Source organism: Clostridium amylolyticum, from assembly GCF_900142075.1.
In the GTDB taxonomy this organism is placed as follows: domain Bacteria; phylum Bacillota; class Clostridia; order Clostridiales; family Clostridiaceae; genus Clostridium_AA; species Clostridium_AA amylolyticum.
Genome location: NZ_FQZO01000005.1, coordinates 84,282 through 100,928, shown reverse-complemented (window position 1 = coordinate 100,928; position 16,647 = coordinate 84,282). Strand labels below are relative to the sequence as shown.

The 16,647-nt window shown below is 33.6% G+C and carries 12 protein-coding genes; all 12 read left to right on the top strand.

The annotated features are described in order from the left end of the window. Positions 1–88: 88 nt before the first annotated feature. The 12 genes from rpoN to glpK all read left to right on the top strand — a co-directional run bounded on the left by rpoN (position 89) and on the right by glpK (position 16,634). A complete protein-coding gene (gene rpoN, locus BUA82_RS12120; RefSeq protein WP_073008455.1) occupies positions 89–1,465 on the top strand; it encodes an RNA polymerase factor sigma-54 in 1,377 nt (458 codons plus the stop codon). A gap of 292 nt (positions 1,466–1,757) precedes the next feature. Then, on the top strand, positions 1,758–2,792 hold the full coding sequence (locus BUA82_RS12115) for a sugar-binding transcriptional regulator (RefSeq protein WP_073008451.1): 1,035 nt from the start codon (positions 1,758–1,760) through the stop codon (positions 2,790–2,792). 75 nt (positions 2,793–2,867) lie between these two features. Further along, positions 2,868–3,884, top strand: coding sequence for a type I glyceraldehyde-3-phosphate dehydrogenase (gap, locus tag BUA82_RS12110; protein ID WP_073008448.1), 1,017 nt, complete (start codon positions 2,868–2,870; stop codon positions 3,882–3,884). 132 nt (positions 3,885–4,016) lie between these two features. Further along, positions 4,017–5,210, top strand: a complete 1,194-nt coding sequence (locus tag BUA82_RS12105; RefSeq protein ID WP_073008445.1) for a phosphoglycerate kinase — start codon at positions 4,017–4,019, stop codon at positions 5,208–5,210. A 58-nt stretch (positions 5,211–5,268) separates the two neighbouring features. Beyond that, complete coding sequence (gene tpiA, locus BUA82_RS12100) at positions 5,269–6,015, top strand: triose-phosphate isomerase (protein WP_073008442.1); 747 nt, start codon at positions 5,269–5,271, stop codon at positions 6,013–6,015. 132 nt (positions 6,016–6,147) lie between these two features. Beyond that, on the top strand, positions 6,148–7,680 hold the full coding sequence (gene gpmI, locus BUA82_RS12095; protein ID WP_073008440.1) for a 2,3-bisphosphoglycerate-independent phosphoglycerate mutase: 1,533 nt from the start codon (positions 6,148–6,150) through the stop codon (positions 7,678–7,680). Positions 7,681–7,831: 151 nt separating this feature from the next. Then, on the top strand, positions 7,832–9,151 hold the full coding sequence (gene eno, locus BUA82_RS12090; protein ID WP_073008438.1) for a phosphopyruvate hydratase: 1,320 nt from the start codon (positions 7,832–7,834) through the stop codon (positions 9,149–9,151). 178 nt (positions 9,152–9,329) lie between these two features. After that, positions 9,330–9,560 (top strand): preprotein translocase subunit SecG, encoded by a 231-nt coding sequence (gene secG / locus BUA82_RS12085; RefSeq protein ID WP_073008436.1) that lies wholly within the window; start codon positions 9,330–9,332, stop codon positions 9,558–9,560. A 185-nt stretch (positions 9,561–9,745) separates the two neighbouring features. Next, positions 9,746–11,764, top strand: a complete 2,019-nt coding sequence (locus BUA82_RS12080; RefSeq protein ID WP_073008434.1) for a sodium-translocating pyrophosphatase — start codon at positions 9,746–9,748, stop codon at positions 11,762–11,764. A 187-nt stretch (positions 11,765–11,951) separates the two neighbouring features. Then, positions 11,952–14,195, top strand: a complete 2,244-nt coding sequence (gene rnr / locus BUA82_RS12075; RefSeq protein ID WP_073008432.1) for a ribonuclease R — start codon at positions 11,952–11,954, stop codon at positions 14,193–14,195. A gap of 260 nt (positions 14,196–14,455) precedes the next feature. After that, on the top strand, positions 14,456–15,013 hold the full coding sequence (locus tag BUA82_RS12070; protein ID WP_178140730.1) for a glycerol-3-phosphate responsive antiterminator: 558 nt from the start codon (positions 14,456–14,458) through the stop codon (positions 15,011–15,013). 130 nt (positions 15,014–15,143) lie between these two features. Continuing rightward, positions 15,144–16,634 (top strand): glycerol kinase GlpK, encoded by a 1,491-nt coding sequence (gene glpK / locus BUA82_RS12065; RefSeq protein ID WP_073008428.1) that lies wholly within the window; start codon positions 15,144–15,146, stop codon positions 16,632–16,634. Positions 16,635–16,647 lie beyond the last annotated feature (13 nt).

Sequence of the window (16,647 nt, the reverse complement as noted above, 5' to 3'; positions counted from 1 at the left end):
CTTTACTGGTTTAGTGCTTCCATTATTAAATTGCTTTTGTATATGATATAATAATTATAAAACTTTTAGGATTGTATGGTGATTTATAATGAGATTAGATTATAATTTGAATTTAACACAGGAACAAAAATTAGTTATGACCCAAGCCATGCAGCTATCAATTAAGCTTTTACAAATGTCTACTTTAGAATTAAAGGAATATATAGATAAAGAGTTCTCTGAAAACCCGATACTAGAGGCTCAATATGAGAAAAATCAAGAAGAAGCTAAAGTTCAAGATAGAATTAATTATAAAGAGATGGTAAAGTATTTTGAGTTCGATAACTATGGATCTCAAAGTTATTCAAACTATGATGAGGATTCTGAAATTTCGCCCTTTACCTTTATAAGCAATAAAAAATCCCTTAAGGAATACTTGCATGAGCAAATTATAGACACAAGTCAGGAAAAATATATTAATTCTATATGTGACTATATAATAGAAAATATAGATGAAAGAGGATACTTGCCAGTATCTTTAGAGGAAATAAGTAAAGAAATAAATATTTCCATGGAACTGGCTGAAGATGCTTTAAATTTAGTGCAAAGCCTAGACCCACCAGGAATTGCAGCACGGGATTTAAAGGAGTGTCTTAAAATACAACTTATTCGTAGAGATTTTAAGGATGAAAACCTTTTTACTATGGTGGAAAGAGAATTGGAAAATCTTGCGGATAACAGGTATCCAGTTATAGCTAAGGAAATGAATATATCAACTGTAGAAGCTCAAGCTTTAGGAGATATAATAAAGACTTTGGAACCAAAACCTTCTAGAGGTTTTTACACAGGGGAGGATACTAAGTATATTATCCCTGATGCCTATATAAGAAATATAGATGGGGAATATTTTATAATAATGAATGATACTGTTCTTCCTAAGTTGTCAGTTAATAATATGTATAAGGAAATAATACAGGAAGAGAAAGATAAGGAAGCTACAGAATATGTAAAAGAAAAACTTAATTCTGCAATGTTTTTAATAAAAGGAATAGAAAGCAGAAGAAGTACCTTATATAAAGTTTTAGAAAAAATTATTGAAAGACAGAAGGAATATTTTGATAATGGAGAGGACTATTTAAAACCTATGACTCTTAAGGACATAGCTATGGAGATAGGAATGCATGAATCCACGGTAAGTCGTGCCATTAAAGATAAATATATATTAACAGGTAGAAAAACCGTTAGGATAAAAGATTTATTTGTAACGGGAATTCAAAAGAACTATTCCAATGAAGATGTAGCCACTACTAATATAAAGAAAAAGATAAAAGAACTTATAGATGAAGAAGACAAAAGTAAACCCATGTCTGATCAAGGAATTTGTGATGTTCTTAATGCAATGCAATATGATATTTCTAGAAGAACTGTAGCCAAGTATAGGGAAGAAATGGATATAAAAAGTTCAAGTAAAAGAAAAAGATTTTAAAAAAAGCATGTAATCCTATGATTATATGCTTTTTTTACCTATTCACTCTTACCTATTCTTATAATTATGTTGACAAAATGTTTACTAAATTAGTATTTATTTACCACTGTAATAGTGATAAAATTATTAATAAAATAGCCCTATCCAGAGAATAATAGTATTAGCAAAATAAAGTTTATTTACAAAAAAATTTTAAAATACCCTTTTAAAATCATATTCTTTAGTTTATAATAGTACTTGTGGGACACAAATTTAAAGAGCGGGACAAGAAAAGACCAAAGGAGTGCTTATCTTGCAGGAAATATTAAGATTACAAATGAAGATTATTCCTGAGCTTATCGAAATACTCGAAAAGAGATATAGCATTCTTCGTACCATATATTTTAATCAACCTATTGGTAGGAGAATTCTAGCTAACAAATTAGAACTAGGCGAAAGGATTGTAAGAACTGAAATAGGTTTTTTAAAAGATCAAAATCTCATTGACATAAATCCTCCAGGCATGACGGTAACAAAAGATGGAGAAGAAATTATCGAAAAGCTTAAGGATTATATACATGAGCTTAAAGGTCTTACCAGCATTGAGAAGGCTTTAAAAGAAAACTTAGGTGTTAATAAAGTTATAGTAGTCCCAGGAGATTTAGATGAAGATAAGACTGTGTTAAAAGAATTAGGAAAATCTGCAGCAAATTACATAAAAAGTATTATAAAAGATAATTCTATACTTGCTATAACAGGTGGAAGCACTATAAGGGAAGTAGTAGATAGTTTTCCTAAAACAACTCAGTTTAACAACATATTAGTAGTTCCTTCACGAGGAGGCATGGGTAAAAAGGTAGAGACTCAAGCCAATACCTTAGCATCTGTACTTGCTCAAAAGCTTAATGGAAATTACAAGATGCTTCATGTTCCTGAAAATATAAGTGAAGAAGTGATGGATACACTAATAAAAGAAAAAGAAATAAGAGAAACTATAGAAAGCATACATAAAGCAGATATATTTTTATATGGTATAGGAAGAGCAGAAGATATGGCGCGAAAAAGAGGTATTTCTGAAAAAGAAATTCAAAATCTTAATTCTCTGGGTGCTGTAGGTGAAGCCTTCGGATGCTATTTTAACTATGAAGGTAAGGTTGTATACTGTACTCCTACCTTAGGCATTAGTATTAATGATAGTGCTAGAATTAAAACCCATATAGCGGTAGCTGGTGGCAAAAGTAAAGTAGAAGCTATACTATCAACTTGCATAAATCAAAGTCAAGCTACGTTAGTTACCGATGAAGCAGCAGCAAAAGAACTATTAATATTATTAAATGTAAATGCATAAATAAGCTGCTTTTCTTCAATATAATAATTGGTAAATATTTTTTTAAATATTAAATAAATTTTAGGAGGTAATTATATGTCAAATGTTAAAGTGGCAATTAATGGTTTTGGAAGAATAGGACGTCTTGCTTTCAGACAAATGTTTGGAGTAGAAGGATTTGATGTTGTTGCAATCAACGATTTAACAGATCCTAAGATGTTAGCACACTTATTAAAATATGATTCTTCTCAAGGTAGATATCAAGGAACAGTTGAAGCTAAAGAATCTTCTATAGTTGTTAATGGAAAAGAAATAAAAATATATGCTGAAGCTGATGCTTCAAAACTTCCATGGGGAGAAATTGGAGTAGATGTAGTACTTGAATGTACTGGATTCTATGTATCAAAAGAAAAATCTCAAGCACACATTAATGCAGGTGCTAAGAAAGTTGTTATTTCAGCTCCAGCTGGCAACGATCTTCCAACAGTTGTATACAATGTAAACCATGATGTATTAACATCTGAGGATCACATAATATCAGCGGCATCTTGCACTACTAACTGCTTAGCTCCAATGGCTAAAGCTCTTAATGACTATGCACCAATTCAATCTGGTATTATGTCAACAATCCATGCTTACACAGGAGACCAAATGTTATTAGATGGTCCACATAGAAAAGGTGATTTCAGACGTGCTAGAGCAGCAGCTGTAAACATAGTTCCAAACTCAACAGGAGCTGCAAAGGCTATAGGATTAGTTATTCCAGAATTAAAAGGAAAATTAATCGGTTCTGCACAAAGAGTTCCAGTTCCAACTGGTTCTACAACAATTTTAACATCAGTTGTTAAAGGAAAAGATGTTACAGTTGAAGGAATTAACGCTGCTATGAAAGCTGCTTCAAATGAATCTTTCGGTTATACTGAAGAAGAAATAGTATCTTCTGATGTCATCGGAATCACTTATGGTTCATTATTTGATGCAACTCAAACAATGGTTTCTAAAATAGGAGAAGACTTATATCAAGTTCAAACAATTGCATGGTATGACAATGAGAATTCATACACTAGCCAAATGGTTAGAACTATAAAACATTTTGCTAAATTATTAAAGTAATTTAAACATTTGATTATAAGTATTTAAAGATTTAAAATAGGTCTGGTTTTGTAGTTGATTTGGGCTATAAACCCAGGCCATTTTACTATAATAGCTTATTACCTATAAATCACACTAAAAAGAGGTGGAAATATGAATTTTAATAAGAAAACTATTGAAGATATAGACGTAAAAGGCAAAAGAGTGCTTGTTAGATGTGACTTTAATGTTCCTTTAAAGGATGGAGTTATAACTGATGAAAATAGATTAGAAGGAGCACTTCCTACAATAAAATATCTAATGGAAAAAGGAGCAAAGGTAATCTTATGCTCACACCTTGGAAAAGCCAAAGGACCAGACCCATCTAAGACCTTAGCACCTGTAGCTAAAAGATTAGGTGAAATGTTAGGTAAAGAAGTGGTTTTTGCAGCAGATGATGTAGTAGTAGGAGATAATGCAAAAAAAGCTGTAAAAGACATGAAAGAAGGAGATGTAGTTCTTCTTGAAAATACTAGATTTAGACCAGAAGAAGGAAAAAATGAAGATAGTTTTTCAAAAGACCTTGCTTCCTTAGCAGATGTTTATGTTAATGATGCCTTTGGAACAGCTCACAGAGCTCACTGTTCTACAGTAGGGGTAACAAAATTCGTTGATACTGCTGTATGTGGATATTTAATCCAAAAAGAGTTAAAGTTCCTAGGTGGAGCTATAGAAAATCCACAGAGACCTTTTGTTGCTATACTTGGAGGAGCAAAGGTTTCAGATAAGATTAATGTAATCAATAATCTTTTAGAGAAGGTTAATACATTAATAATTGGTGGAGGAATGGCTTATACTTTCCTTAAGTCCCAAGGTTATGAAATTGGAACATCTTTAGTAGAAGTTGATAAGGTAGACTATGCTAAAGAAATGATAGAAAAAGCAGCTAGCAAGAATGTTAAGCTATTACTTCCTGTAGATAATGTGGTAGCAGATAAATTTGCAGCAGATGCTAAGCCAATTATAACTGAAGATGAAAACATCCCAGAAGGTCACATGGGATTAGATATTGGACCTAAAACAGCAAAGATTTATGCAGATGCTGTAAAAGATTCTAAAACTGTAATTTGGAACGGACCTATGGGAGTTTTCGAATTTGAAAACTTTGCAAAAGGTACAGTAGAAGTTGCAAAAGCATTAGCAGAAACAGATGCTACTACTATAATCGGTGGTGGAGACAGCGCTGCTGCAGTAAATATTTTAGGATTTGGAGATAAGATGACTCATATCTCCACTGGTGGAGGAGCTTCCTTAGAATTCTTAGAAGGAAAAGAACTTCCAGGTATTTCAGCTTTAAACGATAAATAATATAGAGCAGGGCGAAAGTTCTGCTCTGCATTTAAAATGCGAGAATGAGGTGTTGTAAATGAGAAAAGCAATTATTGCAGGAAATTGGAAAATGCATTACACAGTAGAAGAGGCTGTAAAGGTAGTAGAAGATTTAAAACCATTAGTAAAGGATGCTTCCTGTGAAGTGGTAGTTTGTCCAACCTTTGTATGTCTAGATGCTGTGGTAAAAGCAGCTAAAGGTTCTAATGTTAAAGTGGGCGCACAAAATATGCATTTTGAAGAAAAAGGTGCCTTTACTGGAGAAGTTGCTTCAGGAATGTTAGAAGCTATGAAAGTAGATTATGTTATTATAGGACACAGCGAAAGAAGACAGTACTTTGCTGAAACAGATGAAACTGTTAATAAAAAACTAAAAGCGGCTTTTGCACACAATCTTATCCCAATACTATGTGTTGGTGAATCTCTTGAAGAAAGAGAAGGCAATAAAACTGAAGCTGTTATAGGAACTCAAATTGAGAAAGATTTAGAAGGACTTAAAGCAGAGCAAGTAGAAAGCTTAATTATAGCTTATGAGCCAATTTGGGCCATAGGCACTGGTAAGACTGCAACTTCAGAACAAGCTAATGATACTATTAAAGCTATAAGAGCTATGGTAGCTAAAGGATTTGGCAAGGAAGTAGCTGATAAAGTAAGAATTCAATATGGTGGTTCCGTTAAACCTTCAACTATAAAAGAACAAATGGAACAATCAGACATAGATGGTGCTTTAGTAGGCGGAGCCAGCCTTATAGCATCAGATTTTGCTGCTATTGTTAACTACTAAAATTTATAGTAGATATTAATTATTAAAAGATAAATAATATTTATTAAGTTGTATTTTGTTGCTGTACAGAGTATAATTAAAGGTAGCAAAAGCAGTAAATATAATTATTAATGTCGATTTTGGAGGTTAACTATGGCAAAAAAACCAGTAATGTTAATAATATTAGATGGATTTGGTATTGCACCAAAATCCGATGGAAATGCAGTAGAGGCTGCAAAAAAGCCAAATTATGATAAACTTTTTGCTACCTATCCTCATACTGAGCTTCAAGCAAGTGGAATGGATGTAGGACTTCCAACAGGACAGATGGGAAATTCTGAAGTTGGACATTTAAATATAGGTGCAGGAAGAATAATTTATCAAGAATTAACAAGAATAACAAAAGCTATTGAAGATGGTGATTTCTACAATAACGAAGCTTTAAATATAGCTATGGATAGAGCTAAAGAAAACAATTCTTCATTACATTTGTTAGGGTTGCTTTCCGATGGTGGAGTTCACTCTCATATAGATCACATAAAAGCTTTAATTAGAATGGCAAAGAAAAAAGGCTTACAAAAAGTATATCTTCACGGATTTATGGATGGAAGAGATGTACCGCCTGCTTCAGGAAAAGATTTCGTAATAGAAATTCAAGATTGTATGAAAGAAGTTGGAGTGGGTAAAATAGCTACTATCAGTGGAAGATATTATGCTATGGATAGAGATAACAGATGGGAAAGAGTTCAGCTTGCTTACAATGCCATGGTGTTAGGTAAAGGTGAAACAGCAAATAGCGCTGTAGAGTGCATGGAAAATTCATATCACGATAACAAAACCGATGAGTTTGTGCTTCCTTGTGTTATACTAGAAGACGGAAAACCTACGGCAACAATAAAAGATAAGGATTCAGTTATATTCTTTAACTTTAGACCAGATAGAGCTAGAGAAATAACAAGAGCATTAAATGATAAGATATTTGCTGGATTTGAAAGAAATAATCTAGATTTAACTTATGTTACTATGACTCAGTATGATAAGACTCTTGAGAACGTAATTGTTGCATATACTCCTCAAAGCTATTCTAACACTTTAGGAGAGTATGTAAGCAATAAAGGCCTTAAACAGCTTAGAATTGCTGAAACTGAAAAGTATGCTCACGTAACCTTCTTCTTTAATGGTGGTGTAGAAGTGCCTAATGAAGGTGAGGACAGGGCTTTAATACCTTCACCAAAGGTTGCAACTTACGATTTAAAGCCTGAAATGAGTGCTTATGAAATGACTCAAGAAATTTTAACAAGACTAGACATGGATGTTTATGATATGATTATCATGAACTATGCTAACCCTGATATGGTTGGACATACAGGCGTTTTTGAAGCAGCTAAGAGAGCAATAGAAGCTGTGGATGAGTGTCTTGGAAAAGTGGTTCAAAAGGTTCTTGATAAGGATGGAACAGTATTTATCACTGCAGATCATGGAAATGCAGAAATCATGATTGATTATTCCACTGGTGCTCCAATGACATCACACACCACTGATCCAGTTCCTTTCTTATATGTATCTAAGGATGCAGTAGGTAAATCATTAAAAGATGGTGGAAAGCTTTCAGATATAGCCCCTACCATGCTTAAAGAAATGGGATTAGAAATTCCATCAGAAATGACTGGAAAATCATTAATTTAATAATTAAGTTTGTAAATTAAATGTATATTAAAAGGTTAAAACTTAAATGTATATTAACCTTTTAATATGCTAAAAATTAAACTATGTTTATATTATTAATTAATTATTTAATTAATATAAAGCCAATTAACATCAAGGAGGTTTTTTAAAAATGCTACAAAAACAATATGTAGAAATAGTAGATGTTTATGCAAGACAGATTCTTGATTCTAGAAGTTTCCCAACTGTTGAGGTTGAAGTAGTTCTTGAAGATGGAACTATGGGAAGAGCAGCTGTACCATCAGGTGCTTCTACAGGTATTTATGAAGCAGTAGAATTAAGAGACGATGATAAATCAAAATATAATGGAAAAGGTGTATTAAAGGCTGTTGAAAATGTTAATGACCTTGTAGCTTCAGAGCTTATAGGAATGAATGTTTTTGAACAACCATTAATAGACAAAACTTTAATAGAATTAGATGCAACAGAAAACAAAGCTAAACTTGGTGCTAATGCAACATTAGGAGTTTCTTTAGCTGTAGCTCAAGCAGCAGCTAACTATCTTGGACTTCCACTATACAAATACATAGGTGGAGTTAATGCTAAAGTTCTTCCAGTTCCAATGATGAACATCATAAACGGTGGAAAACATGCTGATAACTCTGTAGACCTGCAAGAGTTCATGATTATGCCAGCAGGTGCTGAAAGCTTCAGCGATGCATTAAGAATGTGTTCAGAAGTTTACCATGCACTTAAGAAATACCTAAAAGAACAAGGACATGAAACTGGAGTAGGTGACGAAGGTGGATTTGCTCCAAACCTAAAATCCAACGAAGAAGCTATCCAAGTTATAGTAGAAGCTATAAAGAAAGCTGGATACACTCCAGGAAAAGATATATTCATAGCTTTAGACCCAGCATCTTCAGAAATATTTGAAGATGGAAAATACAACCTTGCTAGCGAAGGTAAATTGTTATCTGCTGCTGAAATGGTGGAATACTATGCTCAACTAGTAGAAAAATACCCAATCATCTCCATTGAAGATGGTATGGCAGAAGAAGACTGGGAAGGCTGGAAGCTTATAACTGACAGATTAGGAAGCAAAGTTCAATTAGTTGGAGACGATTTATTCGTAACTAATTCTAAGAGATTAAAAATGGGTATAGATAAGGGTGTTGCTAACTCTATACTTATAAAACTTAACCAAATTGGTACTTTAACTGAAACTATCAATGCTATAGAAATGGCTAACAGAGCAGGCTACACTGCAGTGGTTTCTCACAGATCCGGTGAAACAGAAGACACTACTATAGCTGATTTAGTTGTAGCAATGAATGCTGGTCAAATCAAAACTGGTGCTCCAGCAAGATCTGAAAGAGTTGCTAAGTACAATCAATTATTAAGAATTGAGGATGAACTTTGCGAAGTTGCTGAATACAGAGGATTAGATGCATTCTTCAACGTAAAGAACATAAAGAACTTAAATAAGTAAGCTTATTTAACAGCTAAATATACAAAACTCCGATGTCCAACATCGGAGTTTTATCCTTACCTCTTACTTCTTACCTCTTAGCTCTTATCTATTCTCTTACATATTATTTAGTTGTAAATTAGTAGAAATTATGCTAAAATGGAAAAGATGATTTTGTACTCTATGGAGGTGAATCTAAATGAGAATGGCATTGTTTGTTTTGGAAGTTATATTATCTATAGTTTTAATCGTATCTGTATTAATGCAGCCTAGTAAATCTGATGGATTAAGAGGGTTAATGCAAGGAACTACAGAAACCTTTTTTAGCAAGAACAAAAAGAGAACAAGAGAAGCGGCACTCTATAGAGTAACTATAGTATCTGCTATATTATTCGCAATAAATACTCTAGCATTAAATTTAGTAAAATAGTATAAAACTTTCCAGCTGACTTATAAACATAAGGCAGCTTTTTATTTTTCAAAAATTGAGAGAATTTTCATGTAAAAGTATAACATTTTGAATTAATATGTGATATTATATAGATATTACCAATATATAGCATACGTTATATGTCTATTAATAGCATATATTACGTGCACTAGAGGAGGAATATTATGAATAGCTCTATTGTATTAGCCATAAGTGGCGCCGCAGCTCTTTTGTTTGCATTTATCCTTGCTAAAAGCATAACAGCACAGCCTTCAGGAAATGAAAGAATGAAGGAAATAGCAGGATATATTGAACAGGGAGCTATGGCTTTTTTAAGGAGAGAGTACAGATACCTTACAGTTTTTATAGTGGTAGTTTCCGTTATTATAGGAAGATTTATTAATGTACCTACAGCAATATGCTTTGTGGTAGGTTCCGTTTTTTCTATACTGGCGGGATATTTTGGTATGAAAGTAGCAGTGAAATCTAACGTAAGAACTGCAGAAGCAGCAAAACATAGTCAACAGTCAGCTTTAAAGGTAGCTTTTTCCGGTGGAGCTGTTATGGGGATGAGCGTGGTTGGATTAGGAGTTATAGGCCTTGGTCTATTAGCAATTATATTTAATTTAAATGCATATTATTTAACTGGCTTTGGTTTAGGAGCAAGTTCCATAGCTTTGTTTGCCAGAGTTGGAGGTGGAATATACACAAAAGCAGCGGATGTAGGGGCAGATTTAGTAGGAAAACTAGAAGCTGGAATTCCTGAGGATGATCCTAGAAACCCTGCTGTTATTGCAGATAATGTGGGAGATAATGTTGGGGATGTAGCTGGCATGGGTGCTGATCTTTTTGAATCCTATGTGGGGTCCATTATTTCAGCTATAACCTTAGGAGCAGCAGCTTTTAATAATAATAAAGGAATAGTATTTCCCATGATATTGTCGGCTGTAGGAGTAGTGGCTTCAATTATTGGTGCTATAGTGGTTAGAACTAGTAAGGCGGAGAACCCTCAGAAAGCCCTTAATATAGGAACCTATATATCAGGTATACTAATGATAATAGGTGCAGCTGTAGTTGGATACACAACCTTTGGTGACTTTAAAGGTTTTTCAGCTATTGCAGCAGGGCTTATAGTAGGACTTCTTATAGGAAAAATCACTGAAATATATACTTCAGCAGATTATAAAAGTGTTAAAGAGGTGGCAAGACAAGCTGAGACTGGATCAGCAACTACTATAATATCAGGACTTGCTGTAGGAATGAAATCTACTATGTGGCCTATAATATTAATTGCAGTAGGAATATTGTTCTCATATTTTGTGATGGGGGGAAACACTGACCCTACCTTGGGACTTTATGGAATAGCATTAGCGGCAGTAGGTATGCTTTCTACTACAGGATTAGTAGTTTCTGTAGATGCCTATGGACCTATTGCAGACAATGCTGGAGGCATTGCTGAAATGGCTTCCCTTCCTCATAGTGTTAGAGAAGTTACAGATAAGCTGGATTCTGTAGGTAATACCACTGCAGCCATAGGAAAAGGCTTTGCCATTGGTTCTGCAGCATTAACCGCATTAGCTTTATTTGCTGCTTATGCTCAAGCGGTGGATATTAAAATTATAGATTTATTAGCTCCTACCACCTTAGTAGGGGTGCTCATAGGTGCCATGCTTCCTTTCCTTTATGGTGCTCTCACTATGGAATCTGTAGGAAGAGCAGCCCATGAGATGGTAGAAGAAGTAAGAAGACAATTTAAAGAGATACCAGGAATAATGGAAGGCAAAGCTACTCCAGAATATGCTACTTGCATAGATATATCTACCACAGCTGCATTGAGAGAAATGGTATTACCAGGAGTTTTAGCCATTGTAATTCCTCTTGGTGTAGGTATTTTACTTGGACCAGAAGCTTTAGGAGGCCTCATTGGAGGAGCTATTGCTACGGGGGTATTAGTGGCTATATTAATGGCCAATGCTGGAGCAGCTTGGGATAACTCTAAAAAGTATATAGAATCAGGAGCTCATGGTGGAAGAAATAGTGAGGCTCATAAGGCTGGTATAGTAGGGGACACAGTAGGTGATCCTTTTAAGGATACAGCTGGTCCAGCCATGAATATACTAATAAAACTAATGACTATTGTTTCTTTAGTATTTGCACCTATTATATTAAAGTTTGGCGGCATACTTTTAAACTTATTTAAATAAAAGATTAGAACACAATGAGAATTTATAATTAATTCTCATTGTGTTTTACTTTTCAATGAAATTTTATAAAAGTTTTCTTGTAATATGGAAAATGTTATAATATAGTTAGCATTAACAAAGGAATTATGGGAAAACTAAAAATACTATTTCCCAAGAAATAATTAATTTGTTGTTTGGAGGTTTGACCATGAACATTAAAAGAGCTTTAATTGAATTTATGAAAGAAAATGTCTATAAACCTATGGATATTCAAGAATTGGCTACAGCATTCCATATAGAAAAGAATGATTATAAAACCTTTAAAAAGACTGTCAAAACCATGGAAAGAGAAGGTCTCATAATAAGAACAAGAGCAGATAAATTTGGACTCCCAGAAAAGATGGGATTAGTAGCGGGGAAAATCCAAGTACATCCTAGAGGATATGGTTTCGTTATACCAGAAGAAGAAGGAGTAGAAGATATATTTATACCTAGTTCTTTCTTAAACGGTTGTATGAACGGAGATAAAGTTATAGCAAAGGTTACCAAGGAAGATGCTACAGGTAAAAGGCGAGAAGGAGAGATTACAAGAATAGTAGAAAGGGTAAATAAAACAGTTATTGGAGTTTATGAAGATAGTAGAAATTTTGGATTTGTGGTTCCAGAGGATAAAAGAATACAAAACGATATATTTATTTCAAAATCTGAAAGAAACGATGCTAAAACTGGGGATTTAGTTATAGTAGAAATCACAGAATGGCCAGATAAAAGGAGAAATCCTGAAGGTACCATTATACAAGTTTTAGGCAAAAAAGGAGAAAAAGGTATTGATATACTCACTATCATTAAAAAGTATGGATTACCAGAAGAATTCCCTGATAAAGTAATAAATTATACCGATTCTCTTGAAGATGAAATTCCAGAAAGCGAATATAAGAGAAGAAAAGATCTTAGAGCGGTAAGAATGGTTACCATAGATGGAGAAGATGCAAAAGATTTAGATGATGCTGTATCCATTGAAAAGCTTCCTAATGGTATTTACAAGTTAGGGGTTCATATTGCAGATGTTACATATTATGTTAAAGAGAAAAGTCCATTAGATAAAGAAGCCTTTAAAAGAGGAACCTCAGTTTATTTAATAGATAGAGTTATACCTATGCTGCCTAAAAAGTTATCTAACGGCTTATGTTCGCTTAATCCTAAGGTAGATAGACTTGCCCTAAGCTGTATAATGACCTTAGACAATAAAGGTAAGGTATTAGAGCATGAAATAGCTGAGAGTATAATTAAAACCAGTGAAAGAATGACCTATACCGATGTAACTAAGATTTTAAAAGATAAGGATGAAGACCTCATAAAGAGATATGATTATCTTTATGAAGATTTTCTTGCCATGGAAGAGCTATGTAATATTTTAAATAAAAAGAGGATAGGTAGAGGGGCTATAGATTTTGATTTTGAAGAATCAAAAATTATATTGGATGAAAAAGGAAGACCAGTTGATGTTAAGCCTTATGAAAGAGAGATTGCCAATAGAATAATTGAAGAGTTCATGTTGGTGTGCAATGAAACTATAGCTGAACATATGTATTGGACTAACATACCTTTTGTATATAGAATTCATGAAAATCCCAATGAAGAAAAATTAGAAAGATTCTCTAATTTTATTCATAATCTAGGCTATACAGTAAGAGTTGGAAAAGAAATTCATCCAAGGATTCTTCAAGATATACTGGAAAAGGTAAAGGGGAAAAAGGAAGAAACCGTAGTAAGCACACTGCTTCTTCGTTCTATGATGCAAGCTAGGTACTCTCCGGAAAGTGTAGGGCACTTTGGGTTAGCGGCAAGATATTACTGCCACTTTACATCTCCTATAAGAAGATATCCTGATCTTCAAATTCATAGGATCATTAAAGAATTCATAAATGGAAAAATTAGTGACGAAAGGTCTAAAAAGCTTGTTACTATAGTGGATAATGCTTCTAAACAATCTTCTGAAATGGAAAGATTGGCTCAAGAAGCAGAACGTGAAGTGGATGATCTTAAAAAAGCAGAGTACATGAAGGAAAGGATTGGAGAAGTATTTAATGGACTTATTTCCTCCATCACTAGCTTTGGAGCATTTGTTCAACTTCCTAACACTATAGAAGGTTTAGTTCATATAAGCAGCATGGATGATGATTTTTATATCTATGATGAAAATCATCTAACCCTTACTGGGGAAAGAACTAAAAAGATATACCGTCTTGGAGATGCTGTAAAAGTACAGTGCAGTAAGGTGGATATTGATTCTAGGGATATTTTCTTTGATATCGTAGAGGATGAATATGGTGTTATAACTAGAGGTAACAAGAAAGATACTGATAAGAGTATATTTGATGATTTGGATGATGATGAAGAAGAAAATTCATTAAATTTGCCAGAGGGTTCTGAAGAAGATGATATTGTTTAAAAGTTAACAAGGAAAAATGAAAGTTTTTTATTGTAAACTTTTACTTTTTGTAGTACGCTATAAGTAGGTAATTTAAAGTAGGCTGAGTTTAGGAGAGTCGCAATTAAATTTTGTGTTAATTGCGGCTTTTTTTATTAATTTTTCACATAAAATAAATAATTTATATATAAATAAAAGTATAAATAAAATTTTTAGCTTCATTTAACAAACAATTGGATTATAAGACTTTGTTTTTAAGGTGAAGGGGGAATGTATTAATGATTGACTTAGAGGGGTTATTAATTGAAAACCCAGTAGTAGCTGCCATTAGAAATGATAATGATCTAAATAAGGTTAAGGACAGTAATGTACATATAGTATTTGTATTATATGGTTCTCTTCTAAGTATTGGGAGAATATGTAAGGAATTAAAGGAAAAGAAAAAAGTGGTTTTTGTTCACTTAGATATGATTGAAGGTTTGAAGAGTGACCAGAAGGGAATTGAATTTATTAAAGAATATGCTAACCCCTTTGGAGTAATAACCACTAAACAAGGTTATATAAAGTATGCTAAAAATTTAGGCCTTTATACTATTCAAAGAATATTTATTATAGACTCGTTATCTTTAGATACAGCAATAAAGAGTATATTGGCATCTCAGCCTAGTGCTGTGGAGGTTATGCCAGGAGTTGCAAGTAAGATAATAAAGTCTTTAGAAAAGCAAATTAGACTCCCAATAATTGCAGGAGGGCTAATTAACACAAAGAAAGAAGTTATGGAATCCTTAGCTGCAGGAGCTATGGCCATTTCCACCACTGCTCAAGAGTTGTGGGAGTGAAGTGATTCTTAGCTATGACATAAAATTTTAATAGGAGAATATGAGTTAAGCAAAACGATTTTTAAATTGTTTGCAAGACCATTTCTATATAAGTAAGTGTTTACAAAAAAAGAAAAAGGGAGAGATGAATGTGGGAAAATACGTAATGGCGCTAGACCAAGGGACAACTAGTTCAAGATGTATTATTTTTAATGAGAAAGGATTAATTGAGAGTGTAGCTCAAAAAGAATTCACTCAAATTTATCCTAATGCTGGGTGGGTAGAACATGATCCTATGGAGATATGGTCCACTCAAGTAGGAGTAGCTTCAGAGGCTATGGCAAAAATAGGTATTACCGCAGCAGATATAGCTAGTATAGGTATTACAAATCAAAGAGAAACCACAGTAGTATGGGACAAAAATACAGGGAAACCTGTTTATAACGCTATAGTTTGGCAATGTAGAAGAACATCAGATATGTGCACAAAACTAAAAGAACAAGGTTTGGCAGATAAGTTCAGAGAAAAGACAGGATTAATCCTAGATGCTTATTTCTCTGGAACAAAAGTTAAATGGATTTTAGACAATGTAGAAGGGGTAAGGGAAGAAGCAGAAAAAGGTAATATACTATTTGGAACAATAGATACATGGCTTATATGGAACTTAACTAAGGGTAAAGTTCATGTAACCGATTACTCCAATGCTTCAAGAACATTATTATATAATATTCATGAACTTAAGTGGGATGATGAAATACTTGAAATTTTAGATATACCAAAATCAATACTTCCAGAAGTAAAGCCATCTAGTTATGTATATGGCAATACTGAAGATTCATTGTTTGGAAGTGAAATTCCAATAGCAGGTATAGCTGGAGACCAACAAGCAGCTTTATTTGGACAATGCTGTCATGAACCAGGAACAGCTAAGAATACTTATGGGACAGGCTGTTTCTTATTGATGAACACTGGTGAAAAAGCAGTTGAATCTAAAAATGGTTTACTTACTACTATAGCTTGGGGCATAGATGGTAAAGTTGAATATGCTTTAGAAGGAAGTATATTTATAGCTGGAGCTGCCATTCAATGGCTTAGAGATGAATTAAGAATGATAAAAAATGCTGCAGAATCAGAAAGATATGCTACTGCAGTGGAAGATACCAATGGGGTTTATATGGTTCCTGCTTTTGTAGGGCTTGGAGCACCATATTGGGATCAATATGCAAGAGGAACTATTGTGGGCTTAACAAGAGGAGCTAAAAAAGAGCACTTTATAAGAGCTACTTTAGAGTCCTTAGCATATCAAACCAGCGACGTTTTAAAGGCTATGCAAGAAGATTCAGGCATTGAACTTCAAGCCTTAAAAGTAGATGGTGGAGCTTGCGCTAATAACTTCTTAATGCAATTCCAATCAGACATTTTAGGTGTTCAAGTTGATAGACCAGAAGTAATTGAAACTACAGCTTTAGGGGCAGCATATTTAGCTGGACTAGCAGTTGGTTATTGGAAGAATAAAGATGATGTTTGTAAGAACTGGGCAATATCAAGAAACTTTGAATCACAAATGAGTGAAGAAAAGAGAGCAGAACTATTAAAAGGGTGGCATAAAGCTGTGAAGAGAGCTACAGCTTGGGAAGAATAATTAATTAAAATAA

What these genes read in the sequence shown, in the direction of transcription:
- rpoN (WP_073008455.1), top strand. Translation starts at nt 89, where the DNA reads ATGAGATTAGATTATAATTTGAATTTAACACAGGAACAAAAATTAGTT.
- eno (WP_073008438.1), top strand. Translation starts at nt 7,832, where the DNA reads ATGCTACAAAAACAATATGTAGAAATAGTAGATGTTTATGCAAGACAG.
- rnr (WP_073008432.1), top strand. Translation starts at nt 11,952, where the DNA reads ATGAACATTAAAAGAGCTTTAATTGAATTTATGAAAGAAAATGTCTAT.
- BUA82_RS12080 (WP_073008434.1), top strand. Translation starts at nt 9,746, where the DNA reads ATGAATAGCTCTATTGTATTAGCCATAAGTGGCGCCGCAGCTCTTTTG.
- tpiA (WP_073008442.1), top strand. Translation starts at nt 5,269, where the DNA reads ATGAGAAAAGCAATTATTGCAGGAAATTGGAAAATGCATTACACAGTA.
- gap (WP_073008448.1), top strand. Translation starts at nt 2,868, where the DNA reads ATGTCAAATGTTAAAGTGGCAATTAATGGTTTTGGAAGAATAGGACGT.
- gpmI (WP_073008440.1), top strand. Translation starts at nt 6,148, where the DNA reads ATGGCAAAAAAACCAGTAATGTTAATAATATTAGATGGATTTGGTATT.
- secG (WP_073008436.1), top strand. Translation starts at nt 9,330, where the DNA reads ATGAGAATGGCATTGTTTGTTTTGGAAGTTATATTATCTATAGTTTTA.
- BUA82_RS12105 (WP_073008445.1), top strand. Translation starts at nt 4,017, where the DNA reads ATGAATTTTAATAAGAAAACTATTGAAGATATAGACGTAAAAGGCAAA.